Source organism: Acetobacterium sp. UBA5834, from assembly GCF_002435675.1.
Lineage (GTDB): Bacteria > Bacillota > Clostridia > Eubacteriales > Eubacteriaceae > Acetobacterium > Acetobacterium wieringae.
In genome coordinates, this window is record NZ_DJGY01000003.1 from 17,655 (window position 1) to 43,913 (window position 26,259).

Annotated in this window: 22 protein-coding genes and 1 pseudogene; 7 read left to right on the plus strand and 16 right to left on the minus strand. The window is 44.8% G+C overall.

Translation table 11 applies throughout. The features are described from left to right. The first annotated feature begins 125 nt into the window (after positions 1-125). The 6 genes from B3F51_RS00345 (at position 126) to B3F51_RS00370 (ending at position 6,955) form a co-directional block, all read left to right on the plus strand. A complete protein-coding gene (locus tag B3F51_RS00345; protein WP_286944886.1) occupies positions 126-833 on the plus strand; it encodes an ABC transporter ATP-binding protein in 708 nt (235 codons plus the stop codon). A gap of 11 nt (positions 834-844) precedes the next feature. Further along, a complete protein-coding gene (locus B3F51_RS00350) occupies positions 845-3,430 on the plus strand; it encodes an FtsX-like permease family protein (RefSeq protein WP_286944825.1) in 2,586 nt (861 codons plus the stop codon). Further along, a complete protein-coding gene (locus tag B3F51_RS00355; protein ID WP_286944827.1) occupies positions 3,423-3,989 on the plus strand; it encodes a hypothetical protein in 567 nt (188 codons plus the stop codon). Before B3F51_RS00350 ends, B3F51_RS00355 begins: the two co-directional genes overlap by 8 nt. Positions 3,990-4,391: 402 nt before the next feature. Beyond that, on the plus strand, positions 4,392-4,985 hold the full coding sequence (locus B3F51_RS00360; RefSeq protein ID WP_070370785.1) for an MBL fold metallo-hydrolase: 594 nt from the start codon (positions 4,392-4,394) through the stop codon (positions 4,983-4,985). A 59-nt stretch (positions 4,986-5,044) separates the two neighbouring features. Beyond that, positions 5,045-6,430 carry an MATE family efflux transporter gene (locus tag B3F51_RS00365; protein ID WP_286944828.1) on the plus strand — a complete coding sequence of 462 codons (1,386 nt, stop codon included), beginning with the start codon at positions 5,045-5,047 and terminating at the stop codon, positions 6,428-6,430. 81 nt (positions 6,431-6,511) lie between these two features. Then, positions 6,512-6,955 (plus strand): hypothetical protein, encoded by a 444-nt coding sequence (locus tag B3F51_RS00370; RefSeq protein ID WP_070370783.1) that lies wholly within the window; start codon positions 6,512-6,514, stop codon positions 6,953-6,955. Between the two features lie 99 nt (positions 6,956-7,054). On the opposite strand, the gene ygiD is transcribed toward B3F51_RS00370, so the two are convergent. The 10 genes from ygiD to B3F51_RS00420 all read right to left on the minus strand — a co-directional run bounded on the left by ygiD (position 7,055) and on the right by B3F51_RS00420 (position 21,683). Beyond that, positions 7,055-7,843 carry a 4,5-DOPA dioxygenase extradiol gene (gene ygiD, locus B3F51_RS00375; RefSeq protein ID WP_228878667.1) on the minus strand — a complete coding sequence of 263 codons (789 nt, stop codon included), beginning with the start codon at positions 7,841-7,843 and terminating at the stop codon, positions 7,055-7,057. A 154-nt stretch (positions 7,844-7,997) separates the two neighbouring features. Continuing rightward, complete coding sequence (locus B3F51_RS00380; protein ID WP_228878670.1) at positions 7,998-8,492, minus strand: GNAT family N-acetyltransferase; 495 nt, start codon at positions 8,490-8,492, stop codon at positions 7,998-8,000. Between the two features lie 228 nt (positions 8,493-8,720). Beyond that, positions 8,721-9,389: a cobalamin B12-binding domain-containing protein gene (locus B3F51_RS00385; RefSeq protein ID WP_070370779.1), complete on the minus strand. Its 669-nt coding sequence runs from the start codon at positions 9,387-9,389 to the stop codon at positions 8,721-8,723. Between the two features lie 317 nt (positions 9,390-9,706). Continuing rightward, a complete protein-coding gene (locus B3F51_RS00390; protein WP_286944830.1) occupies positions 9,707-10,039 on the minus strand; it encodes a zinc ribbon domain-containing protein YjdM in 333 nt (110 codons plus the stop codon). Between the two features lie 137 nt (positions 10,040-10,176). Further along, positions 10,177-15,093: an AAA family ATPase gene (locus tag B3F51_RS00395; protein WP_286944832.1), complete on the minus strand. Its 4,917-nt coding sequence runs from the start codon at positions 15,091-15,093 to the stop codon at positions 10,177-10,179. A 43-nt stretch (positions 15,094-15,136) separates the two neighbouring features. Further along, complete coding sequence (locus tag B3F51_RS00400; RefSeq protein ID WP_286944834.1) at positions 15,137-15,811, minus strand: AfsR/SARP family transcriptional regulator; 675 nt, start codon at positions 15,809-15,811, stop codon at positions 15,137-15,139. Between the two features lie 30 nt (positions 15,812-15,841). After that, positions 15,842-16,258, minus strand: a complete 417-nt coding sequence (locus B3F51_RS00405; RefSeq protein WP_286944837.1) for a LytR/AlgR family response regulator transcription factor — start codon at positions 16,256-16,258, stop codon at positions 15,842-15,844. Between the two features lie 153 nt (positions 16,259-16,411). After that, complete coding sequence (locus B3F51_RS00410; RefSeq protein ID WP_286944838.1) at positions 16,412-17,995, minus strand: diguanylate cyclase domain-containing protein; 1,584 nt, start codon at positions 17,993-17,995, stop codon at positions 16,412-16,414. A 118-nt stretch (positions 17,996-18,113) separates the two neighbouring features. Further along, complete coding sequence (locus tag B3F51_RS00415) at positions 18,114-19,817, minus strand: ABC transporter ATP-binding protein (RefSeq protein ID WP_286944840.1); 1,704 nt, start codon at positions 19,815-19,817, stop codon at positions 18,114-18,116. 138 nt (positions 19,818-19,955) lie between these two features. Further along, positions 19,956-21,683, minus strand: coding sequence for an ABC transporter ATP-binding protein (locus B3F51_RS00420; RefSeq protein ID WP_286944842.1), 1,728 nt, complete (start codon positions 21,681-21,683; stop codon positions 19,956-19,958). A gap of 255 nt (positions 21,684-21,938) precedes the next feature. Between B3F51_RS00420 and B3F51_RS00425 the strand changes: the two genes are divergently transcribed. Next, complete coding sequence (locus tag B3F51_RS00425) at positions 21,939-22,946, plus strand: hypothetical protein (RefSeq protein ID WP_286944843.1); 1,008 nt, start codon at positions 21,939-21,941, stop codon at positions 22,944-22,946. 33 nt (positions 22,947-22,979) lie between these two features. Here B3F51_RS00425 and B3F51_RS00430 read toward each other — a convergent pair whose 3' ends face one another. The 6 genes and pseudogenes from B3F51_RS00430 to B3F51_RS00455 form a co-directional block, all read right to left on the minus strand. Then, positions 22,980-23,480, minus strand: coding sequence for a hypothetical protein (locus tag B3F51_RS00430; protein WP_286944844.1), 501 nt, complete (start codon positions 23,478-23,480; stop codon positions 22,980-22,982). A 188-nt stretch (positions 23,481-23,668) separates the two neighbouring features. Next, complete coding sequence (locus B3F51_RS00435; protein ID WP_148638579.1) at positions 23,669-24,178, minus strand: ferritin-like domain-containing protein; 510 nt, start codon at positions 24,176-24,178, stop codon at positions 23,669-23,671. A 278-nt stretch (positions 24,179-24,456) separates the two neighbouring features. Beyond that, a complete protein-coding gene (locus B3F51_RS00440; protein WP_250934162.1) occupies positions 24,457-25,194 on the minus strand; it encodes an SDR family oxidoreductase in 738 nt (245 codons plus the stop codon). 82 nt (positions 25,195-25,276) lie between these two features. Further along, positions 25,277-25,369 (minus strand): annotated as a pseudogene (locus B3F51_RS00445) (cupin domain-containing protein); the annotation flags it as partial. 61 nt (positions 25,370-25,430) lie between these two features. Further along, entirely contained in the window at positions 25,431-25,790 is a 360-nt protein-coding gene (locus tag B3F51_RS00450) for a carboxymuconolactone decarboxylase family protein (RefSeq protein ID WP_070370768.1), read from the minus strand. Continuing rightward, positions 25,750-26,235 carry a flavodoxin gene (locus B3F51_RS00455; protein ID WP_070370767.1) on the minus strand — a complete coding sequence of 162 codons (486 nt, stop codon included), beginning with the start codon at positions 26,233-26,235 and terminating at the stop codon, positions 25,750-25,752. Before B3F51_RS00455 ends, B3F51_RS00450 begins: the two co-directional genes overlap by 41 nt. Between the last annotated feature and the right edge of the window lie 24 nt (positions 26,236-26,259).

The following is a 26,259-nucleotide window of genomic DNA, read 5'->3' on the forward strand; positions in this document are numbered from 1 at the left end:
TTTCTTTACTGTTTCCATATTTTTATTTTATTTCCCAGTCATAAAATGGATTGTGTCAGGAACACCCGGCATAATCCATTTTTTATGGTCGTTTTTTTAAGCGACCGGGAAAGGAATCATTAATGATGAATGAAACAATGATTGAATTCAAAGGAATCACCAAAGAATACACCATGGGCGAAGTTAAAATAGCAGCGCTGGCTGGTGTCGATTTTACCGTAAACCGGGGCGAGTTTGCCATTATCGCCGGTCCCAGCGGTGCCGGTAAAAGCACGATTTTAAACATTCTGGGGGGCATGGATTCGCCCACTGGGGGTGAATTCACCGTCAACAAACAGCCCCTTCACTGCTACGGAAAAAAAGACCTGATTACTTACCGTCGTCAGGAGGTCGGCTTTGTTTTTCAATTTTACAATCTGATCCAAAATCTGACCGCACTGGAAAATGTCGAACTGGCTGTAGAAATTTGCAAGAATCCCTTTCCGCCTCTGGAAGTATTAAAACAAGTGGGTCTGGAAAACCGGATGATCAATTTTCCTTCCCAACTTTCCGGCGGCGAACAGCAACGGGTTTCGATTGCCCGGGCGCTGGCTAAAAACCCCACCCTACTGCTCTGTGATGAGCCCACCGGAGCGCTGGACTACACTACTGGCCGATCGGTGCTGAAGCTGCTTCAGGATACCTGCCATCGTACCGGCATGACGGTGGTGCTGATCACCCATAACTTGGCGATTGCCCCCATGGGTGATCGGATTATTAAAATCAAAAATGGCTGTGTCGAAAGTATGTCTGTCAACGCCACCCCCCTTCCAGTGGAAGATATTGCGTGGTAAGGAGAAAAGCAATGGGAAATACCATTATTAAAAACGCCTTTAAGGAAGTCCGTTTGTCCTTCTCACGATTTTTAGCCATCTTACTGGTCATCATGATCGGCTCCGCTTTTTATACTGGTTTGAAATCGGTGGGTCCTGATCTTGAGGCTTCCGCCGATCGATATTTTGAAGCAACTCACTTCATGGACTTTCGTTTGCTGTCATCTATCGGATTTAATGATGCCGATCTGGCCGCAGTCCGGAACAGTTCCGGCGTGGAAGATGCCCAACCAATTTATACCATCGATGCGTTTTTGTCATATGGGCAGCAGACCAATGTTGCCCATGTAATTTCAATTCCAGATTCGACCGTGGCCATCAATGATCTTCATCTGGTGGAAGGCCGATTCCCTCAACAATCGGATGAATGTGTCGTAGATAAGCAGCGCTCCGAAGCCGGTCCAAAAATCGGCGACACCATAACGCTCTCGTCAGGAACCGAAACACCACTTAGTGAAAGCCTTAGTGAAACTGTCTACCATGTGGTCGGCCTCGCCGAAAGCCCCTCTTATCTGACCAAAGACCGGGGCACCGCTAAATTGGGAACCGGAAAAATAAATAGCCTGGTATTTCTCCCCGCAGCCAATTTTACGCTGCCTGCCTACACTGAAATATTGGTAACCGCTGCCGGAACGTCGGGCATTTCGACCTTTTCTGAGGAATATATCGAAATAACCACGCCACTGGAAGAATCGCTTAATACCGTCGCCAGCCAACGCGTCGAAATCCGCCAGCAGGAACTAAAGGCCGATGCCGAAGCTCAGCTGGCCGCACAAAAAACAGCCTTTGCCGCCGCGAATGGCATCGCTGATCCCAGTCTTCTGGATTCCTCCCCGGAATTTTTAGAAGCTCAAAAATCAATAAATGAGCTGGCGGCACCCCAATGGCATGTCCTCAACCGAGAATCCAATTCGGGTTATCTGGATTATCAAAATACCATTGAAAGTACCAATGGCATCGCCAGTATTCTGCCGCTGTTCTTTTTTGGTATTGCCACCTTGGTCTGTCTGACCACTATGACCCGAATGGTGGAAGAACAGCGCACCCAGATTGGAACCCTCAAAGCGCTCGGTTACAGTAATGCTGCCATTGCCTTTAAATATCTTTTATATGCGGCGACGGCCAGCGTTTTAGGCAGCCTCCTGGGCTGGGCCATTGGTTTTATGCTCATTCCCCAGGTCATCTTTAACGCTTATCGGGTACTTTATACTTTACCCGAAATGACTCCGGCTTTTCATGTTTCAATTGCGTCATTATCGGCGCTTTTTGCCATCTCAGTCACCACTGTCGCCACCTTTTTAAGCTGCCTGACCATCCTTCGCTCTGCCCCTGCGGAACTGATGCTGCCCAGTGCCCCACCACCGGGCAAACGCATTTTTCTGGAAAACGTTGACTTTATCTGGAAAAAGCTTCAATTTAGTCAAAAAATCACCTTTCGAAATCTTTTCCGTTACAAAAAGCGCTTCTGGATGACGGTACTGGGTGTGGCCTGTTGCACTGCCATGCTGGTTGCCGGGCTGGGCTTACGGGACTCCATTGCTACCCAGGTCGCCGAAAAACAGTTTGGTGATATCATGCGCTACGACGTCTCCCTGCAATTAAAAGAAAATTTGACGATGGAACAAAAATCAGCTCTGGTCACTACCCTGGCAAACACTAACCTCTCTACGTATCTGGATAATACCGTTAATAACATCTCGGTGCAAGGTAGCACCGACAATTCAGACCCTATCGACAGCCTGCTGATGGTGCCCGCCGATCCGGCCGCTTTATCCAACTATTTTATGTTGCGCAGTTATGATACCGGAGAGCCCTTAGTTTTATCCGATCACGGGGTGATTTTGACCCAGAAACTTGCTAAAAACCTTGATGTCACCACCGGCGATACCATTGTGATTAAGGAAGATGAAACGACTACCCAGCTTGTGCTGGTGGAAGGAATTGCCGAGAATTACCTTCAGCATTATGTTTTTCTATCTCCGAGCTACTACCAAACCATTTATGGTGAGCTGCCTCAGCCCAACCAGGTTCTGGGCCTACTTGATTCGACCCTGTCACAGGAAGATCTGGCCGCTACCCTAATGGCCACAGCGGGTGTTTCCGCCGTTCGCTTCACTTCTGATAATGAACAGGATTTTCAAAACACTCTGGGAAGTATCAATTATCTGATTTGGATCATTATCATCGCTGCAGCGCTACTGGCGCTGGTGGTGCAATACACCCTGACAACCATCAACATCAGTGAGCGGTTCCGGGAGATCGCTACCATTAAGGTATTGGGCCTTTATGACCGTGAAGTGTCTGCCTACATTACCCGGGAAAGCTATCTGCTCACACTATTCGGAATTCTTCCCGGCCTGATTGGTGGGATCTTTTTGCATGGTTATATTCTGGATGCTGCCGAGGTTGGCAATGTAATGTATGTTGAGTCCATCCTTGCTCAAAGCTTTATCCTCAGTATTTTGCTGACTTTTATGTTTACCTGGCTGGTGAATCTAATCATGATTGGCACCCTTAAAAAAATTAATATGGTGGAGGCATTAAAAAGCAATGAATAGAAAAGAGAAACCCGCTAAAAGAAAAAACAACAGCGTCAGAAAAAAGATTTTGATTCTTATCGGCAGTATTCTGCTTTGTATCGTGATTGCCGGAGTTTCCTGTTTTATATTCAGGGCTTCCGATTCGTCAAACTTACCCGATCCATCAGATCTCAGCTCCTCTGAAATTTCAACCCCAACCACCGGCGTTGAAACAACCTTTACTCAAACACTTGATCAACTGATACAAACCTCGAATCGGATCACTGGTCTGAAAATTAATCAGACACTACTTTCACTCTCAGGATTGAATCAAGCCGTTACAACCATTATGGATAATCAAAAGCAGATTATCGCCCGGTGTCATGAACTCAGTGAAACGACCGCGGATATCCCTGAATCTGATGAAAACATGACCCTGTTTTCTGAAATTAATCAACTCAATAAAAACTTGGATTCCAATTGTGATCAGATCCTGGAGGCCAAAAAACAACGAGACCTAACTGCTTTGGAAGCGCTTTTGAGTGACACTGCCAACCTGCAGAATGGGATTATTGACGCACTGGAGCAGGTCTCTTAAGATAACTTTTAGCGATATCTATATTCATATTCCTTAATGAATTCTTAATCAAGAATCATTTCAAGATACCCTTAAGCATTTCCCTGTATAGTATGAATAAGCAAAGCATCATCAAACACTTAACTATTCTAACCTTTCATGAAAGCAACGGCCCGTTGAAAAGCCGTTGTTTTTATTTTTTGAACATTTATCCCCTTCCAAGCTTTGTTATTGCGCAATTTTTTGCCAACCAACTTTATCAATCGAGTTCTACCATCGTATTCTTCTTAAATTCCTTTGACAAAACCAATTCATAGCGATAAACTGAAAACAGTAGCCTTTGTATTTGGCACTGAATCGGTATTTGCAAAATAATTGAGGCACTTAAATCGACTAAATATTTTTATATAGGGAGAAATTCTAATGGGAAAGTTGTTTTATCAAGGCCACGGTAGTTACCGTCTTGTTTCAGATCAGGGGATTGTAATCTATGTTGATCCATTTGCCGGATCAGGCTACGATCTACCAGCCGATATTGTTTTGATCACCCACGAACATCCTGACCATAATGATTTGTCTCTATTACGCCAAAATCAGGGATGCGTTGTCATCAGACCGGAAACGATCCTGATTAATGGCGTTTATGGTACCCGCTCACTTCATGAAATTGTTATCCAGGCCGTGCCTGCCTATAACTCCGGACATGATAAAAACAAGTGCGTGGGTTATCTGATCGTCCTTGATGGCATTAAAATCTACGCTTCCGGTGATACATCCACCACCGCCTATATGCAAGACGTTTTATCCAAAGAAGCCATTGACTACGCCCTGCTACCAATTGACGGCTTTTACAATATGGATCCTCAGGAAGCATCTGCATGTGCGGCAGTCATCGGAGCCATCCATAGCATCCCCATCCATATGAAACCGGGGTCTTTGTTTGATCGTAAGCTCGCCGAAACCTTTGTTGCCAGAGGTCGCCTGATTCTTGAACCCAATGACGAAATAAAACTGTAAATTTTTAAGGAGGTAGTGCAATCAAACCGATCATTAGAGAACGATCCTTTTATAAACTAGTGGCTACCATTGCCATTCCCATCACCCTACAAAGCCTGATCACCATTGGTGTGAACATGACCGATACGATGATGGTGGGCGCTCTGGGCGAGGTGCCATTGTCTGGTGCCGCTCTGGCCAATCAATTCATTATGGTTTTTCAAATCTGCTGCATGGGCATTGGCATGGGTGCTTCGGTGCTCACCTCCCGTTTCTGGGGAATGAAAAACCATGCTGCTTTAAAAAAATCGATTACCATCATGTTACGGATCTGCCTTGGTTTTGCGCTAATCTTTTCGCTTGTAACCTTTTTTGCGCCTGAAACGATCATGCGTATTTATACAAATGATGCAAAAATTATCCAAGAAGGTGTGCGCTATTTTAAATGGGCGGTTCCCTGTTATCTGCTCTTAGGTCTGTCACTGACATCCACCATTGTGCTACGCAGTGTCGGGCAGGTGCGACTCCCCTTAATTTCGTCGATTTGTGCATTTATTATCAATATTTTCTTCAACTATTTGTTTATCTTCGGGAATTTAGGAGCCCCCCAGATGGGTATTGAGGGTTCTGCCCTATCCACACTAATTGCCCGATTTTTCGAATTCTCATTTATTTGCGGTTATTTATTTTTTGTTGATAAAAAAATAAACTACCGGCTCAGGCATCTCTTTATGCGCTGCCGGGATATCCTTAAAGAATACGACGAGATTGCTATTCCGGTTCTGGTCAGCGATATTTTACTGGCCCTTGGCAATAATGCGGTGGCGATGGTGATCGGCCGGTTGGGCGTCAGTTTCGTCTCGGCCAATGCCATCACCCTGGTGCTGCAACAACTCAGCACGGTATTTATTCAGGGCATTGCCAACGCCAGTGCCATCATAACCGGCCACACCCTGGGTCGCGGTGATGAAGAAGCCGCCCAGCAACAGGGAATCACCTTTTTATATCTGGGCATTGCGGTTGGCATCGGTGGCGCCATCCTTATCTGGATCACCAGCAAACCGATGATTGGTCTTTACACGCTGACCCCAGAAACCCAACAAATTGCGTCTCAGCTGATGTTTGCCATCGGTTTTATTGTGATCTTTCAGTCTGCCAACAGCATCCTGACCAAGGGGGTTCTGCGCGGCGGCGGGGACACCCGGTTTTTAATGGTAGCAGATATTATTTTCTTATGGGTGGCCTCAGTGCCACTGGGCGCCTTGGCCGGTTTGGTCTGGCACCTACCCGCCTTTTGGATCTATACGCTGCTTAAAATTGATCAGGTGATCAAAGCGATCTGGTGTATTTACCGATTGAAGAGCCGAAAATGGATTAAAAAAAATTGCTGCTGCTCCTATCAGTCAAAATCATTAAAAACTCCCCAATATATTAATAGTCATTTCATCACAAAAGTGATAAAATAAAACAATTATCGATTGGCGTTCTATACTTATTAATGGTTTTAATAAACTAAATAATCCCTATCAGAAATGGAGGTAACCATCTTGCGAATTACCAGAGACGACTATCATGGCCGAACAAAAATAACGAAAAAAGAAAAAAAAGAACCGCTTAAAGAGGCACCCGCTGAATCTCCAGCGCCGTTAGAAGCCCCAACATCTGCAGACGCGCCTTTAAGCACCTCGACAAATCTTCCCCAGCCAAATAAAAACAAGGTCGATTTATCGGTAAAGTTATCAGATACTGAAATTAAAAAGCAGTTATCGATATTGGCCGAAGAAACCATGCACCAATTATCAGAAGAAAATAAAACTCTCAGGGATGTTGAAGATATCTATCTTATTTTTAAAGGTCAGATGATGGTCATTAACAAGTGCCGCTTACTCACTGTCAGCGAACAGCAGGAACAGAACGCCCAGGTTTATGCCTGTTATTATAAAAAGAAATTTGAGCTGACAAAACTGGAAATGAAAAAAAAGATGGGCTGATTTTTTTCAGTTTTGCCAACCAATATTATCAAGAATTCGTATCTGAAAAGAAACAAAAACCATGGAACCAATCATGCTCCATGGTTTTTTAGTTCTTTCTTATCGGTCTGGAATTGTTTCGGTTATCAAATAACTTGTCATGGATATGGATCCCAATGTGCGTGAATCATTAAAAACGGTGATTGTCCTATCTCTATCTGATGCGCCCAAAACGTATAACAGCGGATAGAAATGTTCGGGGGTAATAAACGCCAGCTTGGAGGACTCGCCTGCCAAATGGTAATCTATAATCGCCTCATGCTCCACCTTTAAAATTTTCTGCTGAATGTAGTCATCAAAGGCATCTGCCCATGGATAACCGCCATCCAGCGCCCAGTTAACCCGGGACAGATTATGAACAATATTACCACTGCCCAAGATTAACACCCCCTGTTCCCTAAGTGAAATCAGTTCCTGTCCGATTTTATAGTGGGTTTCCGCAGCTGCATGCATATCAATGCTCAACTGATAGACGGGGATTTCTGCTGTGGGATACATGCGATGCAGCACCGACCAGGTTCCATGATCAATCCCCCAGGTGTTATCGACTTTAACCACCCGGCTGATCCGGTTTCGGGTAATCTCTGCCAGTTCCGGCGCCCCAGGGGCCGGGTAGACAACCCGGTATAGTTCATCCGGAAACCCATACATATCATAAACCATCTCTGGTTTTTCCGAGTTGTTGATTCTGGTTTCTGCGGTGTACCAGTGGGCTGAAATAGACAGAATTGCTTTTGGTTTGGGAATTTTCTTCGCAATTTCTTCCCAACCCCGGGTAAATTCATTATTTTCAACTGCATTCATGGGTGAACCATGACCAACAAACAATACCGGCATTTTGGGATTCATTATCACTACCTCCTGCACATTGAGATGATCTCCGATTTTAATCTGATCAATCACTTGTTAGATTTGATTATAACACTAATTGAGGCATCGCTACTTAACAATTCTTTGATACTGGCTTTATCGACACTGACAACCTTAACCTCAGCACTACGCCTCACGAGGCGGCCAACTCAAGCAGGGTATCCCCGGTAATCCGATAAACCGTCCATTCATCCATGGCTTTCGCCCCTAGCGAAAGGTAAAAGTCGATACTTGGCTGATTCCAATCCAGACACCACCATTCCAGACGACCACACCCCCGTTTCACAGCTATTTTGGCAAGCTGCGTAAGAATTGCTTTGCCATAGCCATGTCCACGGTAGTTCGGCAGTACATACAAATCCTCCAGATATAGCCCAGCCTGGCCCAGAAAGGTTGAAAAATTATGAAAGAATAAGGCAAAACCAATTTCTACTCCATTCAACTCCGCAAAAATGACCTCAGCCGTTTTCTTTTCAAACAGCCATTCCGTTAAGCCTGCTTCGGTGGCCACAACCTGATCAAGCATTTTTTCATAGCTGGCCAACTCCTTGATAAAATAAAGAACCAAACCTACATCCTCTTTTTCTGCCTTTCTAAAGGTTAGCCCTGAGTTTACTTCACTTTTCATTTTCTGTTCCTTTCATAAAATGGTTCTCAAAGAAATCCGAATTCGTACTGAGTGACACTTATGGAAACGCATTTGTTTTTAAACCATTATTATCTATTTTCTTACTGTTATTCTAGGTTGTATTATACTACAAATATTTTACGGCAACATCAATTTTCCGACTTTGAGAGGGCATAAAAAAAGGCGTTATAAGCGAAGTAATCCTTCGTCACTATAACACCCCATGCTTTATCCAACTAATTTATTTAAACCCCAAAGCGCATCCCCGGCCATCCATTGTTGACAAATCTTTACACCTTCTGCTGCATTGGCAGTATATCCGTCAGCACCAATTTGTTGGCCGATTTCTGCAGTCACAGGATGTCCACCAACAATTATTTTGGCCGTGACCCCTGCTGCTCTTAAGGCGGTGATGGTCGCTTCCATCGAGTCAATCGACATGGTTAGAATCCCACTCAAGCCAATGATTGCAGGTCTGCAATCTTTGGCTTTCTGCACAAAATATTCAGGATCAACATCAATTCCCAAATCGACAACCTTAAAGCCAGCCGCTTCTGACATTATTTTAAAAATATTTTTTCCGATATCATGCAGATCGCCATAAACGGTTCCCAAAACAATCGTTCCCGACACCTTGGCTTCAGTCTCCCTTAAAATTGGCTTTAGCCGATTAACGGCTTCTGTTAATAATTCCCCTGCAAAAATTAAATCCGCAACAAAGTACTCCCCTTTTTCGAAAAGCGCTCCGACCAAGCCCATACCACTCTGACAAGCTGTGACAGCTTCGCGAACTTCTAGTTCAGAGGGATTCTCCGCAATAAAATCATCGAGTAAATCCATCACCCTTTCTTCATCCAAATCGCCAACTGTCCGTGTTAAAATTCTTAAATCCAGCACTCCAATAACCTTCCTTACTGCGTTTTATGCCTAATTTAGCTTTCATCAATTAAAGAGGTGATCGCATTGATAACTTTAATGTATAGCAATAAGCATGCCAACTTTTTAATATTAAAAAGTTCAACAAAATGACGATTTCATCGCGATTCTAAAAATTCACTCTGCCGATTCGATTGCCACAAGTGAAAACCTGCTTTCTTTTTTTTCATTCCTGAAAACAAAAAACAAACCGATTTTAACACTTAATCAGTGAAATCGGTTTGCTTTGCTTGTTGTAGTCTTTCTTGATCTGATCACTTATTTATGATTGTGAGTCATTATACTTTTTTGACAAATTCGGATTTTAAAGACATTGCTCCGAACCCATCAATTTTGCAGTCAATGTTATGATCACCGTCGACCAGCCGGATATTCTTCACCTTGGTTCCCTTTTTGAGATCCTGGGAACTGCCCTTCACTTTAAGGTCTTTAATTAAAATAACCGTATCACCATGATTTAAAACACTTCCGTTAGCATCCTTAACGGTGAGTTCGCCTTCGCTGGTTGATGTCAGGGTCCATTCATGGGCACATTCCGGACAGATCAACAGTTCTCCATCGGCATAGGTATATTCAGAATTACATTTCGGGCAATTTGGTAAATTTTCCACGCTTTATTCTCCATTCATTATCTTTTTATGGTTTGAGCTATTCATGTTATCATACTCTTCGACAATTGACAAGTAAGCCAGATCGCCGATCTGAACTATGATCTGCTTTGTTTGGCGGTTGTTTTTTGAATTTCTGGTTAATCATAATGCTGGGTAGCTTGCGTCATCCGTGCCATCGGGATCTGTATTACTGCCCGGGTTCCGCCGCCCGGCATTCTGTTTATTTCCAAGCCATGACCGTACAACCGCACTAACCGCATATTGATATTTTTTAAGGCCACCCCTGTGCTGTCACTGCCGTTTTGGCACTTTTCAAAAACATCCTCGGGAATACCAACACCATTGTCGATAACACTGATGATCACAAAATCCGCACGGCGGTGGGCTGAAATTTTAAGAGTTCCGCCATTTTTTTGCGCTGACAAACCGTGCTGCACGGCGTTTTCAACCAAAGGCTGAATCACCAGTGGCGGCAGCAGACATTTTATCTGGTCTTCAATATCATAAATAATATTTAGTCGTTGGCCATACCGAGCTTTCTCGATAAATAGATAGGCTTCCACCAGTTCTAGTTCCTTTTGGAGAGTTACAAGCTTATCCCGATTTTTAAAATCAAAGCTGCCCCGCAGGAAAGCACTGAGATTTGCCAGTAAATCCCGGGTCATCTGGGGTTCATCCAGGGAAAAAGCGGCAATGGTATTGAGGGCATTATAAAGAAAATGCGGTTTGATCTGCGCCTGTAAAAAGGCAATCTCCGATCGCAATAATTCTTCGGTGGAACGATGCAGCGCCTCTTTTGTGGCGATCAGGTTCGTAAACAACTGCACGTTTCGAAGCGAAATTGAAAACTGAGCAGCCAGCAATTGCAGAATCTCAACCTGGCTGTCAGTAAAAACCGCTTTGGCCAAATTGTTTTCAAGATATAAGATGCCGGTGATCAACCCCTGATTTTTAATGGGTAAACCAATCAGGGATTTCGTTTGGTTTTTTTGAATATAGGCATCTTGTTGGAACTCCCCTTGTCCACTCGCATCGCTTAGCACCACCGCTTCGCCGGTATGAATACAGAAATTAATCACCGCCTGGGGTAGCAGCTTGGCAGCTTGCTTGAGGGCAACCGACTGTAAAACGTTTATATCGTTCTCGCCTTCTAAAAACGTTGCATCGATCTTCCAGCCCTGTTCATCCTTTAAGAGTAGCATGGCTTTTTGAGCTCCGGAATTCTCCACCACAATTTTCATGATTTTTCTTAATAAATCGGGAAGTTCGACTTCTTTTGTAACCGCCTGATAGGCACTGGTAATGGCAATCAAGTCGATGGGGGGGACGGCCAGCTTTTCCGCCAGCGCCATTTCATTGCTGGCAAGCTTGAGCACCCCTTCGTATTTCTTTGTCAGCTGCCTGACTTTTGCCCTTGCCCCCCACCGCTGATAGCCCCGGAAGGCTTCGGTCATAAAAAACCCGGCCTGCCGCTTCATGCCGTGCGCTAAAAACATTTTGGCGGCCAGTTCATTGACCAGCGCTTCATCCCGAAGAAAGCCGTTTCGGGCCGCCGTTTCGGCGGCCAATTCGTAGTATTGAAGCGCCTGATCCTTTTTCTCTTCAATCCGGGCCAGTTCAGCCTGCAGCAAATATTGCAGATGTTGAAAGTTTTCCGGACAATAGCTTGACCAGGCCTTTACATATTTGTATTCACGCTTTAGTCGCTGGATTGCCTTTTTCCGTACTTCCCCCTTCATCCCAGCGAGGTTAGCTGCGACTACCAGAAAGTTGCAGATGCGACACTCCACCACATAGGGGGTTCCGGCATGATATTTCAGATATTTATCGGATACTGCCAGATAGTCCAGGGCTTTTGCATAATCATCATATAAATAATGAATATACATCTTTTCTTTATAATAAACCCCGAGGCCGGATAACGAATTTGATTCCCGCAAATTTTTAAGACATTGCTCTTCACTGCCGATGATTCCCATACCGCCATTTTGTTCCTGGGTCTGTTGGGATACTCCCAGCGAGAATTGATGATCCGTTAAACCCAGGTAGTTGAGCCTGCGATTAATAAACATAAACGACATGCTGTAACCGTACTGGTTGTTGGTCTGTTTGATTAACGACACCTGTTCCATCGCTTTTTGGGTTAATTCGGTCAAATCCCGATTCGCCTTGAAGGCATACATAAAGGTTCCGGCTAAAACCACCTGATAATGATCGCCATACCGCAAAGCATCTTCCATAGCTTTTTTAAACCACTGATCCACATCCTGAAAAGATTCACTCCAGGCATAGCCTAAAAAGCCGTAGGCAAATAAAACCCCAGCCCGATACTTGGCCCGGTCTTCCGTTTCAACCAGCTTAAGCGCCAATTTGTGGAATTGATAGGAGCCCTTCAAATCCCCCATTACCGCCAGCAACACCCCATAGCCGGAATAAATCGAAGCTGCTTCCTGGCTGTTTCCATATTGAAGGGTCAGACTCAAACTCTTTAAGGTTGAGAACAGAAACAGGTTAACATTGCCGCCGTTATAGGTCACACTGTTTAACTCACTCATAATCCGGATCATCAGTTTGACGCGATCATTTTGCAGCGGCGGCGCATATAAGAGTTGCTCGGTATTTTTCCCCAGCAGCCGGCCCTTGACCAGCGCCAATTCTCTTATAATCAGATGAAAGCCCGGTTTAAAGGGCAAGCGAATTCCCAGCAGCCGTAAGCCAAGAACCCCATAGTTGATCACCTGATCCAACTGTCCTAGATACCGATATAAAACACTCTGCATCAACCTTATTTCAGCCTGGTCAATGGCCGTTTTGGCATGCTTCATCAGCATCTCAATCTGAGCTTCGGCCAATGGGTATTCTTTATTTAAATAGGCGCATTCCGCATAGGTCTTTATCAGCTCAAAAGTAAGCGGATAGTCCGCTTCCCAGGGGTTATCCGGCAACAGACTGATTGCCGTTTCAATGTACTGCCGGGCCAGCGCAAAGGAGGTGGCGGTTTTGGCCTTTTGGGCAGCCCACAAATTTAATCGCAACACCATTAAGCGTTCCTGCGTGTCATTAATCAAGTCCAGCCCTTCATTTAAATGACAGACGATTTGAATCGCCTGATCCGCTACCTGCTCCGGCGGCAAGCTCTGCCAGATCTTGTTACCAATTTTTAAATGCAGCTGCTTTTTGCTTTCCGGTGGAATCAGGGCTTCACAAGCTTGCTGAATTCGGTCGTGGGCAAATCTGAAGGTCTGCCCCGCCTCTCCCAGATAAAATTCGTAGTAATTATTTTCCGGGATAATAATTTCCCGATCAATGGCTTCCCCCAGCTGATTAAGGATCGCCTGCTCATCCAGATTCAAAACCGCCATCAACAGCTTTACATCAAATGCGGTGCCAATTAAAGCCCCTGCCTTTAATAAGTCCTGAGTCTTTGGTGGCAATTTTAGAATTTGCCCAATCATAAAGTCAACAATATTATCACTGATGGCACACTTCTCGATTTCATCCTCGTCCCATTCCCACTGATGGTTGTCCTCATTGTAATAAATGTACTGGCTGGTATGCAGGTGCAGCAGTAGATTTCGGACAAAAAAGGGGTTTCCCTGAGTTTTCTTGTGAATGACCCTGGCCAGCACGTCTGCTTGATCGGGATGGCAATGGACGGTATCGCTAATAATCCGGGCAATATTCCCCTGATCCAGCGGCTTGACAATGATTGTCGCCGCCTGATCCGATTTTTTTAATTCCTCAAGGCAACGATACAAGGGATGATTTTGCTGAATTTCATGATCCCGATAACCAATGATCACCATCAAGCTGTTCATATCATCAAGGGTCAGCAGATATTTGATCAATTCGACGGAAGACTGATCACACCACTGAAAATCATCTAAGAATACCGCCAATGGTTGTTCTTTTTTTGCGAAGGTTTTAATAAAATTGCCGAAGGTCGTTAAAAAACGGTTGCGGTTCTCGGTTGGCTCCAGTTCTTCCACTGCATCCTGATCGCCGATGATCAACCGCAGTTCCGGAACCAGGTCAATGATCAATTGACCATTATTATTTAGTGCTTTTAGCAACCGTTTTTTCCACTCTTCCAACATCAAATCCGATTCCTGCAACAGGATTCGGACTAATTCTCTGGTCATCTGGGTAAAAACATAATAGGGGGTATTGACCTGCAAGGGCTCCGCTTTTCCGCTGGCAAAAAAAACGTTCCGTTCCGCTGCGGGCCGAAAAAGCTCTTTTATCATCGCCGTTTTTCCCACACCGGCAGCACCGCCTACCAGCAGGATTTGTGAAACCCTTACCGAAGCCTGCTCAGCGAGCTGCCGGATTATGGCCCTTTCTTTTTCCCGGCCATAGAGTTTTTGCGGCAGCCCAAATTTATTTGACCAATCATCCCGTCCCAGCGCAAACTCTTCAGCCCTCCCGGACGCACTGATTGCCTCTATGGCTCGCTTCAGATCACTGATTATTCCGGTAGCACTTTGATAACGCCGTTCCGGTTCCTTTTCCATTAATTTCAGGATGATCTTTGACACCGCCCTGGGGATAGCCGGATTAAGATAATCGGGCGCCACCGGTATTCTGGCAATGTGACAATGCGTCAACTCCAGCATACTATCCGCCGTAAATGGTTTTTGCCCGGTGATTAATTCATACATCGTCACCCCGAGGGAATAATAGTTTGAACGATAGTCGACGGTTCGACTTATTCGTCCCGTCTGTTCTGGTGAAATATAGGCAAACCGGTCTAAATCAAGAAATTCTTTTCTGGAGATTGTTATTTTTTTAGGCATCTGCATCGTTGTCATATCATTATGATCCACCGCTGGTTTTGCCATAAAAATATCGGGACTCACAAAAGCAAGAATCTGATTTTTTTTATGAATGTCTTCAATCGCTTTGATCATTTCAACAAATAACTTTAAAACGGCTGATAATGTATCCTTTGAAAGCGGTTGCTTGCCGCTTCTGATGCTTTTCAATAGTTGGCTGTCAAAATTTGCCAATCCCTGACGGTTCAGCTGACTAAAGCCATGCTTTTGCTCCTGCATGTATCTTGCCCCCAAATTTTTTTACTTCTTTGACATTCCCTCTTTAAGCTTGTTCAAATGCTGAGTAAGGATTTGAAATCAATGTTTTCATATCAATATTTTCCCATGATTCGGCTTCTTTTTTAACATTCTGATAATGGGCAAGCGCCGCTTTTTTATTATTCAGCAAAAAATAAACCGCAATGATTTTCACATGAATCGAGGCATTAAAGGGAAAATTCTTGGCCAATTTCTTTAAATAAAGCAAGGCCGACTCAAATTTCTGTTTTAGAACCTCGGTTTCAACAATCTTTTCCATCAGCTCCAGATAACAAAGTTCCAATTCAGCCTGTCTTCCTGCTGCCCATAGATATCCATTATGCATTAAATAACCTTCCTGATACAACTCAATGGCCCGTTTTTGCTCTTCCAGGTTGAATAGGCTGGCTTTAAATTGTTTATATAAGTCCAAAAATTCATCATAATCCCAATAATCCGGCCGCCATGTCAGGGCGCACTTGCCGCCATCTTTGCGGCTGCTATAAATGGCATTATGCAATCCAAAATGATCCAGATCCTTGCGCAATTGGTAAAGCGTTGTATAAAAAATAGATTGCGCCCGTTCGGTATCCCGATCATACCAGAGTTCTTCCATGATGTTTTCTTTGGAAACAGCATGGCCCTGTTGATGAATTAAAAAAGCCAAGAGTTCTTCCGCCTTGGCCGTCCGAAATTGCATTGTTTCGCCTTGCTCCGAAACCACCGAAAATCATCCGAATGAACGAACAGACACATAACAATGCTTTTGGGGGCGACCTTGTTCTGCCCGTCTTTTTTTATAGCGCATCAAGGTTTTGTTGATTCGATCTGCGGTTAAGGGCTTTAAGATATAATCAAAGGCTTCAATTTCAAAGGCATCGACCGCATAGCTGTCGTAGGCGGTAACAAAGACAATTGCCACCTCTGGTTTGATTTCGTTGATTCGCCCGGCCAGTTCAAGCCCCAGCATCCCCGGCATTTTTATATCCAGAAAGATCAAATCGACATCAAGCATCGGTAAGGCTTCCATCAGCTCATCCTGATCGGAATAAGAGCCGCATACGTTTACCCCGTCACATGTTTTTAAAACACTTTCGGCTATTTTTAGAGCTGGTAGCTCATCATCTACAATTATTACTCGAATCATTGGTCCATTCTCCCTTAATGTGTTCTTTGTTAATCATATCATATTTTTTAGTTTTTATGTGATGGCGTCGCAAAAACTAGTCTAAAACCGCTACATATAAATGGCATTGAAGGTGATCCGTTTCAGTGTTTCAAACCAATCGATTGGCCTCGCTTAACAGGGCTGGTCGTCATAAAAAACCACTTGATTTCGGCCCGCTTTTTTTGCTCCATATAAAGCTTCGTCAGCCTTTTGATAGAGAGTCGCAAACGAACAGTCCGGCAATTTCTGATTGGTTACCACGCCGATGCTGATGGTAACCCTTTCTTCAAGAATATCGGCGGTTTCTTTTTGAACCATCATAAGAATGTGCTGGATAATCGCCTGGGTTCGTTTTTTGCCACAATCCATCAAGGTCAAGCTGAACTCATCACCGCCAATGCGGCCGATCAAATCATCTTTACGAATGCACTGCTTGATGGCCTCCACGACTTTCAGAATCACGACATCCCCGACAGGATGGCCGTAACGATCATTGACCGCCTTGAATTTATCGATATCGATGACCATAAATGCCGCCTGAACCGAGCTGGCCGCATTGACATAGTCAATATAGGCATGCTTGTTGAGGGTCTGAATATGACGATCCATCTCCGCCTGACGTTTCAGCATCAGCTTTTCAAGTCTGAAATTAGTCACATTGCGGATAACCGATACACTACCGGAATAATGATTGCGGTCACTGATAAAATGATGCTGATCAATTTCGTAATATAAGCTGTCGCCTGAATCATTTTCCAGTTCGATTTCAACCGTCCCGTTTTTGCGCTCAATCAGAGCCTTTTGCCATAAGGGCTGGGCCCGCAAAAAGGCAGTATATCCGCTATAATCATAGCGATTCCGGTTTTGAAGCGCAGATTTTTTGTGGCCTGGAGGAGCCTCTTTTTCGGTCATCTGCCAAAAAAAACGTTCTGCCGACTGATTCACTTCAACAATCTCTCCCGCTGCCGATAAAACCGCAATCCCATCCGGCAGGGAATTGATAATCCAATCCTTTGCCAGCGGAGCAATCGTTAAAAAATCATACCGATAAACACTGTAGGCAATAAACAGGTTGGGAATTAAAAAGATCACCGACATCGGAAACACTTCCTCGTATCCGGTCATCAGGTAATTTTTAACGATTAACAGCACCAAAGCCAGGGTAAATCCAATCAGAATGTAAAAAACCTGTTTCTGTCCGCTTTTAACAATTCGGATTTGAAACAGCATCAGAATAACGATGGAAGCAAACATCAGAGCAAAACGCAACAACACAAACATGTTTCCTAAAAATGTCAGTTCGACAACCAGATCCCATTGCCCATTTATTTCTACAAACTCCACCGATTTCCGGATCAGGTCGTGGCTCGGATTGGTAAAGGTCAAAACAATCCCAGCCAAACTGAGAAAGGCTGCCAGCCACACCAAATATTTCAGAAAGCGGTTTTTATTTTCGGTATATTCAATCACAAACCAGAGATTCGCCAGCGGAATGAATGCCATCCCTATCTGAATAAAATTTCGCCAGAAGACCTTTTCTTCATAGCTTTGGGTAAACATGCTGATGGTGGAACCTGCCACCCATAACAAAAGCAGGGCCATCGAGCATAAAAATGGCAACCCGCCTTTTTCGCTGCGATGCCGGTAACTGACAAAGACTAAAAAAAGTGTTACCAGTATCGTCGCAATATTAATGATTAAGACTGTCTGTTTCATATCTTCTTATCACTTCCTGGATTGGCTTCTATTTTGAAGGTTTTTTATGTATTGAATAAAAAAAGGGGGAATCCCCCCTTTTGAGTTTGTCGCCTGCCAATATTTCAATCAGGCAATATCAGCCAACCTCCGGCGCACCGGCAAACTGACTCTCATACATCTGTCGATAGAAGGTTTCACCGGCCAACAGCCCTTTGTGGGTTCCTTTTTCAATGATGTCGCCGTCTTTCATCACCAGAATCATATCCGCTGATTTTATTGTCGACAGACGATGGGCAATGACAAAGCTAGTTTTTCCCTCCATGATTTTAGCCATGGCATTCTGGATTGCCACTTCGGTTCGGGTATCGACGCTGGACGTCGCCTCATCCAGAATCAATAGGGTCGGATTAACCAGCATCACCCGGGCAATCGTCAACAGCTGCATTTCTCCCTGGGACAGGCTGCCATCTTCACCAGCGATCACGGTATCATAGCCCTGTGGCAGGGTCCGGATAAAATGATCACACCGGGATGCCGTAGCTGCTGCGACAATCTCCTCCCGGGTGGCATCCATTTTGCCGTAGGCGATATTTTCAGCAATGGTTCCGTTAAACAACCAGGTATCCTGGAGAACCATTCCCACGATCTTTCTCAACTGGCTTTTTGACAGCTCCTGAATATCGGTATCATCAATCAGAATACGCCCGCCATTTAATTCATAAAACCGCATCAGTAGATTAACCAGTGTCGTTTTTCCGGCCCCGGTTGGACCGACAATGGCCACCATTTCATTGGGTTTCACCGACAAACTGACGCCCTTCATCAGCATTTTTTCGGGGATATAACCAAACTGTACCTCCTCAAAGGTCACTGCTCCCCGGGTTTTGGGCAATTCTTGCAGCGTGGAGTGATCTGGCCGCTCTTCTTCCTCATCCAATACATCGAAGACCCGCTCCGCTGATGCCATCGCAGACTGGAAGGAATTAAGAAAATAGGAGGCTTGGGTAATCGGCTCGGAAATCTGGTTGACATACTGCAAAAACGCCTGGACAATCCCAATGGTCATGGTATTATTGACAACCAGAATCCCGCCGACAATCGCCGTCATGACAAAACCCAGCTGGGTTAGAAAGCGAATCACCGGATAAATGGCAAACATCACAAACTGGGCTTTTTTATTGGCTTCATATTGGCGCTGGCTGATGGCTTTAACTGTTCCCCGCACTGCTTCCTGACGATTAAAGGTTTTGATGATCAGATTCCCGGTGTACAGCTCTTCGATTTGACTGTTTAATTCCCCTAACGCCGACTGATTATCCAGCGCCACCTTGAAATTCTTAGCTGAAATCCATTTAGTAACGACTACACTGATGGACATGGCCAACAGAATCAACACCGTTAAAAAAACATTGAGCGACAACATCACCACGATACTGACTGCAATATTGACCGTACCATTAATAAACTGGAGTAACCCGGTTTTTAATACTTCTGCCACCCGATCCAGATCATTGGTGGTTCTGCTTAAAAGATCGCCGGTCTGGTGGGAATCATAGTAGCGCAGCGGCAGCCTGGTTATTTTTTCACTGATTTTCTGGCGCAGGGAAAGTACCAGCTTTTCACCCACACTGGCCATGGTATACTCTTGCACAAACGAGAAACAGGCACTAAGTAAATAGGCCGCTGCCAGCAGCATCAATGGCACACCAATAATTTCTGCCAACTCGGAAAAGCCTCCGCCGGGGCCGTTTACCCTTAAGTTGTCAATCAGAGCATCGATGGCCCATCCCATAATCAGTGGGGTCACAGCAAACAAGCCAATACTTAGCAGTGTTGACAAAATAATCAATACTACAGCAACTTTTTGCTCTAAAAGCAAAGCGATTAGTCGCTTAATGGTTTTTCTGGTATTTTAGGGTGCATCCGCCATTTCCGGGTCTAACCCTGATCGATCTTGTGTATTTTTTTCATCCATGACTTAACCCTCCCTTTTAACCTGAGAATCTGCAATTTCCCGATAGAGACTACAGTCTCTCAGAAGCTCTTCGTGACGGCCAATTCCCGCAATGCTTCCGTTATCCAGCACAATGATCTGATCCGCATCCATGATACTGCTGATGCGCTGAGCCACCACTATCAGACAGGCATCTTTCATCGCCAGTTTCAGTTCACTTCGCAGCGCCGCATCGGTTTGATAATCGAGTGCTGAAAAGCTGTCATCAAAAATATAAATGGGTGCTTTTTTTACCAGCGCCCGGGCAATACACAGACGTTGCTTTTGTCCGCCTGAGAAATTGCTTCCACCCTGGGCCACCGGACTCTGATATCCAGCTTCCAGCGTTGTAATAAAGGCCTCTGCCTGAGCAATTTTAACCGCCTGCCGTAAATCCGCATCAGTGGCATCGGGCTTACCGGTGCGCAAATTTTCAGCAATGGTGCCACTAAACAAAAATGCTTTCTGAGGAACATAACTGATGGACTCCCGCAGATCGTGCTGGGTCATTCTTCGGATATCATTTCCCGCCACCAGAATCTGACCTTCCTGAATGTCATAAAGGCGCAGCATTAATGCCGCAATGGTACTTTTACCGGAACCCGTCCCCCCGATAATGGCCGTGGTTTTTCCGGCTTCACAACAGAAGCTGAGGTTTCTCAAAACCGGTTCTTCCGCCCCCTGATAAGAAAAACTGACGTCATTAAAGACGATTAGCTTGCTGCCCTTTACGCTTGGCGATGCTACTGCTTCCCGATCATCGGCTATCTCAGGCGCTGTATCCAACACCTCGCTGATCCGTTCTAGACAGGCAATCATCCGGGGTACCATCACAATAACCATCGCCGACATCATTAAGAACATCAGAATAATCACGGTATATTGCATCACTGCCATAATGCTGCCGATCTGAGTGGTGGCCTGCAACACCAGATATCCTCCAAACCACACCACCGCCACCATGGTAATCCCCATAATTGCCCACACCATGGGATTAAACATTGCAAAAATCCGATTGAGGTGAATCACATTGTCGGCATAGGCCACAAAGGTATCATCTGAGCGTTTCTGTTCATAGCTGGTATTATCAAAAGCCCGGATCACCCGGACCCCGACAACCGATTCCCGAACAATCCGATTCACCCGGTCGACCCGGGTCTGGATGGTTCGGGAAACCGGGCTGGCTTTTTTAAAAAGAACCAGAATCAGAATCATAAAAATTACCATTGCCGCCAAAGGAATATAAACCAGCTCCATGCTGACCATCCCCGTCATCACCACAGCAGCCACCGCAATAAGCGGGGTTGGTAAAATCAATTGGGTGATCATGATCATGGTCTGTTGAATAATGGTAATATCCCCGGTGGCCCGGGTAATCATCGATGCTGTTCCGAATTGATTAAACTCACTGACAGAAAGATACTGGGTTTTGTCAAAAATCAACTCCCGCATGTGTTTGCCGGTTAGTGATGCCAGATCAGCACACAAATAACTGCTCCACAATGAAATGAGGGCAGTAATTCCTGCTGCTGCCAACATTTCCAAACCAATCCAAAGAATGGTGTCGATGTCTTTTTCCATGATTCCCACGTTGATAATTTGCGCAACAAAAAACGGAACCAATAAAATTCCAAACACCTGCATCAATGTTACCAGGAAAATCACCCCCAGCATCCCTTTTTTGCTTTTTAGAAATGTGATTAAATGATTCATCTCCAAACTCCTCCCTTTTTACCCGAAGGCCTTGAGTAGCGATATTGCTATTTTTGCTTTATCATCATATTTAAAATTTCTACCCCCTATTTATTATTATATTTATCCAGATTGAACCGAATTTGAACAAAAACCTTATTTGCGTCCCGACGCTCCGAGCGTCCTTGCTTCTTTATGTTTAACCGAACAAATCAAGGGTATCAGAATAAGGCGATGCGGTAATGCTAGCCAATCTTATTTCAAGGACATGAACTCATGAGTAAAGTAAAAGAAACACGTCTGCCTTATCTAAACAATACCTCTGTCATTTTGATCACAATGGCCATCAATCTCGGCATCTTATTGATAACCGGGTGGGGTCGTTCCTTCGATTTGATGTTTATTCTTATCGATGGTGCCATCAGTGGTGTTGTAACTGCCCTGATCGATGTCTTTTTAGTTCGCCACTATGTTGACATTGCCCAAAAAAATCGGACCTTACCAACTAACTTGCCGGTCAATCGGTTTATGATGAAACTGCCTAAAAACATCTATCTCTTTGCGGCCTTGTGCGCTCTTTTTTTTGGTCTGCTGACACCACTGTTTAACGGCATCGTCTTTAAATACTATGATTTTGACACCCTTTCCCTTGCTCAGATGCTTGTTTTAAAGGTGATCTATTCCTATTACCTCAGTGCCAAAATAGTGGAGTTGGCCATTTTTCGCTTAGTCCAGCCGGATTTAACCGGACAACTGCCCGATCAAACAATAACAACACCAACTAAACACTCTGCTCCCCGGGTTACTTATTTTCAACAGCTGTTCAATAATTGGATGACCGACTTTGGGTTAAATATGTTCCGTGGTCTGATTATCGGCACCACCATTGTGACTGACGACAATTTTGTCCTGATCGCTCCCACCCTGCTGCGCAGTGTCGATACAACCGGTTTCATCTCCGGGGTCATCGTCACCTTTATGACCGTTCCCTCCGTTTCCCGGGAAATTATTTATTCGGTTGACTCCGGGAAGACCAAACCATTGACAGAATCAAATCCCTATGTCGCCTGGCTGCCCAAAAACCGCTGGCTACTGACTGTTGTTCTCTGCCTGCCGATCATTGTTCTGACCACCATCGTCTATTATGTGGTCATGAGCTTTTTCGGATTTGAGTCCCTGAATTTTTTCCAGTTTTTCTTTATCCGAATCGCTTATACAACCATGCTGGTGAAGGCGCTGGTTCCGCTTATTATGTTTCGCTACATGCAGCCCCATGCGGTTTAAGCTCGGCCAAACAACACTCCATAATTTTTATAATCAGAAGCTTTCCGTATCCAATCGGCCATCTTTAATCTGATGCAATTTTACCATTACCAGTCTGGCCAACGGCTGGGCAATCAACGCTTCCACGGCAAATGAAATCGCAAAATTTCGAGGCCATTTATAAAAAAACAAGCTAATTGGCTCCATGCTCACTTGTCGACTGCCGATCCAGGTACCGATGACTGTCAGAAAGATTGACATCAGGAAAACACTGCATAAAATATTCGCCAACATATGGGCAGAAAAACTGTCCTCTTTTGCGACAATCTTGCTGGTTAGCCAACTGGCCGGTTTGTAGGTCATTAACACCAATGCAATCACGGTTATCCAGATCAGCGGCATAATTCTAATCGCTTGGGCCCACACATCCATCCGAAAGCCAACTTCAAAACAGGTAATCAGTGGCGCAATGATGTTCACCGAGATGACTGAGATCACCGCCATAAACAAGGCAAACTCTTTTTTGCTTCGTGGCAATTTCATGTAAAAATCCATAAGCCATTTCCTCATTTCTTAATTTTTGAAATTCCGGCAAAAAAAAAAGCGCAAGACCAAAGTTGATCTCACGCTGAACCATTATACGCGCTAAAATTTCAATGCTTGTATTATACCCGAAGTAAAAACATTTTGTAAGTGAATTTTTTATTTTTTAAATTCGATCAGCCTGTTACAATACCCTGTTTTTAGCGACCAACTGCTCTTTCAAACGCTGCCAGATGACTTTCAGAAGCCAGCATTAGCGATTCAAAGACAGTTCGCACATTTTGAGGCAGGTCTTCAGCCAAAAAGCGCTGATACATATCAATGTTCATGATTTCTGCATCTACTCCGACCTGGTAGCTGGCTTTTAGCGAATCGGGAAGGACCACGTCAGCGGCGGCATCATTTACCGGGACAGCGAACCCTGACGCTTCAAACAACGGCAGTAAGGCGCTGATATGCTTTTCCTCAGCTTTCACGATGTTTTTATACGGCTTTACCGAACCATAAACGCTGATAATTTTTGCATATTCGGCCTGGGCTGCATATTCATCCTGAATGGCATAGGTCAACATTTCTTCCAGGGTGTAGCTGTCATCTGCCAGAGCCGCTGCAGATCCTTTTGAAACCTCTGCAGCCATAACATTGGCGGTAGCGAATAGAATCGACAAGACAAGGGCAGTAATTGACAGTAATTTAGCTTGTTTTTTCATACGACTCAACTCCTTAATCGTTTTTTCTATAGAAACATCTTAAGCCGATTCTGTGTCAAATCGATGTCAAAACGACTAATTTTGAAATTATCTTAAGCTTTCGTTCGTTTCGGCCTTGGATGAAACGATTGAAAAATTCACTTGCACCATGGAACATATCCGGCCTGGCCCATGACCTCCCATTCTGGAATGATGACATCAGACATACTTATTTATCTAATCGACAACCGGGGGCCCTACCGGATCATCACGACGATCATCCAATTCGAATTGATAAACTAGCCCCGATATTCCCAGTTCCAGTCGCCATGATAGATCATCCGTTTGTTCATCCCGCCATCAATGGTAATGGTTTCTCCGGTAATAAAGCTTTGCCCGATCAGAAAGAATACCATTTGAGAGATGTCGCTGGGATTTCCCACCTTACCAGCCGGGATCGCTGCCTTATCGGTTTGGCTGTGATCCTCCCGACCGTTTACTTCAATCCACCCCGGGGCAATGCAATTGACGCGTACCGCCGGCCCCAGTGAGATCGCCAAGGCATGCGTCAGGGCGACAATCCCGCCCTTGGCACTGGCATAGCTTTCGGTATCCGGCTCTGATTGAAAGGCCCGGGACGAGGCAATGTTGATGATATGACCCTGGTTTTTTATGAGCTGATCCCGGCACAGGCGGCTCAGTTCATAGGGTGCTTTAAGGCCCACTGAGAGGACATAGTCAAACATTTCATAGCTTAAATCGGACAAAATCCCTTTGTTTCCCTGACAGGCATTATTAACAAGCACATCAATTCGCCCAAGCTTCTTCATGGCAAAATCCACAAATGCTTTCAGACTTTTGGGATTGGCCACATCGCCATAAAAGTAAAACAGCTTGGCGTACTGGGCTTCAAATTCCCGGGACAAGGCTTCATCAAAATCCATAAAACAGACCTGATCCCCCGCCTCAAGAAAATCCAGACAAATCTGTTTTCCAATTCCATGTCCACCCCCGGTAACAAGAATTCCTTTATTCATCGCAAACCCCTTTCGATTCCTATATTTTTTTATTATATCACAACCCATAAAAATGTAATCCGTGGTTGATTACGCTCATGATTTACAATTGATCATAGACCACATCGGTTACCGGCTCCAGCCACTCATTGCTGGCACCTTCCTGGGGGACGGATAGCGACAGATGGGCAAATGCCGATACGTGTTCCAGTTCGTATTTTTCCATTTAATTTTCCTCTCGCTGAGTGTTTAAATGACTAAGCTTCATAAACTTCTTTGGCCAGAGCAAAGGTGGCCCAGGCATTGGGCCAGCCGACATAAAAGGCCAGGTGGGTAATCATTTCCGCCATTTCCTCGGCACTGACACCGTGATTTTGGGCATTGAGTATATGATACTTAAGAGAATTATCAAAAATCCCCTTGGTCATCAAAGCGGTTACGGTAATCATGCTGCGATCCCGTGCCGATAATTGATCCTCCCGGGACCAGACCTCGCCAAAGAGGACATCATCATTCAGTTCTGCAAATTTAGGAGCGAATTCGCCGAGGGCATCCCGGCCTGCTGTTTTTTTTTCATCACTCCACCCCCAGTTGATTAACCCATTCGACCATCTCATCCTTTGACATTCTTGTGTTAAGCAGCCCGCCCTCTTTGATAATCGTTGTTGCTGACATACTGCCTTTCAAGTTTTCAATAGTCTTGCCAAAGCCGCTGCCCCCGGAGGTGGCAAACAGCACAACGGTTTTGCCGGAGAAGTCGTAACTCTCCAGAAACGTGTTGATCAAATGCGGGGCCACATACCACCAGATGGGAAACCCGATGAAAATAACGTCATAACTTTCCACATCCGCATTTTTATCCGCCAGCTCCGGTCGTGAGGCCAGATCGTTCATCTCCCGGCTACTGCGACTCTTTTTGTCATTCCAGTTTAAATCAGCTGATGTATAAGAAACAGCCGGTTTAATTTGATATAGATCTGCCTTGACAGCCTCTGCCAATGTCTTGGCAACCTGTTCCGTTGCGCCGCTGGCTGAAAAATAGGCGACTAATTTTTTGCTCATGCCAAAATTCCTCCTAACAATATT

Excerpts from the sequence above, each read along its gene's own strand:
- B3F51_RS00455 (WP_070370767.1), bottom strand. The coding sequence starts at position 26,235 with ATGAGCAAAAAATTAGTCGCCTATTTTTCAGCCAGCGGCGCAACGGAA.
- B3F51_RS00420 (WP_286944842.1), bottom strand. The coding sequence starts at position 21,683 with ATGAATCATTTAATCACATTTCTAAAAAGCAAAAAAGGGATGCTGGGG.
- B3F51_RS00435 (WP_148638579.1), bottom strand. The coding sequence starts at position 24,178 with ATGAAAAAACAAGCTAAATTACTGTCAATTACTGCCCTTGTCTTGTCG.
- B3F51_RS00355 (WP_286944827.1), top strand. The coding sequence starts at position 3,423 with ATGAATAGAAAAGAGAAACCCGCTAAAAGAAAAAACAACAGCGTCAGA.
- B3F51_RS00395 (WP_286944832.1), bottom strand. The coding sequence starts at position 15,093 with ATGCAGGAGCAAAAGCATGGCTTTAGTCAGCTGAACCGTCAGGGATTG.
- B3F51_RS00430 (WP_286944844.1), bottom strand. The coding sequence starts at position 23,480 with ATGGATTTTTACATGAAATTGCCACGAAGCAAAAAAGAGTTTGCCTTG.
- ygiD (WP_228878667.1), bottom strand. The coding sequence starts at position 7,843 with ATGAATCCCAAAATGCCGGTATTGTTTGTTGGTCATGGTTCACCCATG.
- B3F51_RS00440 (WP_250934162.1), bottom strand. The coding sequence starts at position 25,194 with ATGAATAAAGGAATTCTTGTTACCGGGGGTGGACATGGAATTGGAAAA.
- B3F51_RS00405 (WP_286944837.1), bottom strand. The coding sequence starts at position 16,258 with ATGATTCGAGTAATAATTGTAGATGATGAGCTACCAGCTCTAAAAATA.
- B3F51_RS00400 (WP_286944834.1), bottom strand. The coding sequence starts at position 15,811 with ATGCAATTTCGGACGGCCAAGGCGGAAGAACTCTTGGCTTTTTTAATT.
- B3F51_RS00350 (WP_286944825.1), top strand. The coding sequence starts at position 845 with ATGGGAAATACCATTATTAAAAACGCCTTTAAGGAAGTCCGTTTGTCC.
- B3F51_RS00410 (WP_286944838.1), bottom strand. The coding sequence starts at position 17,995 with ATGAAACAGACAGTCTTAATCATTAATATTGCGACGATACTGGTAACA.
- B3F51_RS00345 (WP_286944886.1), top strand. The coding sequence starts at position 126 with ATGAATGAAACAATGATTGAATTCAAAGGAATCACCAAAGAATACACC.
- B3F51_RS00450 (WP_070370768.1), bottom strand. The coding sequence starts at position 25,790 with ATGAGATGGTCGAATGGGTTAATCAACTGGGGGTGGAGTGATGAAAAA.
- B3F51_RS00380 (WP_228878670.1), bottom strand. The coding sequence starts at position 8,492 with ATGAAAAGTGAAGTAAACTCAGGGCTAACCTTTAGAAAGGCAGAAAAA.
- B3F51_RS00360 (WP_070370785.1), top strand. The coding sequence starts at position 4,392 with ATGGGAAAGTTGTTTTATCAAGGCCACGGTAGTTACCGTCTTGTTTCA.
- B3F51_RS00425 (WP_286944843.1), top strand. The coding sequence starts at position 21,939 with ATGAGTAAAGTAAAAGAAACACGTCTGCCTTATCTAAACAATACCTCT.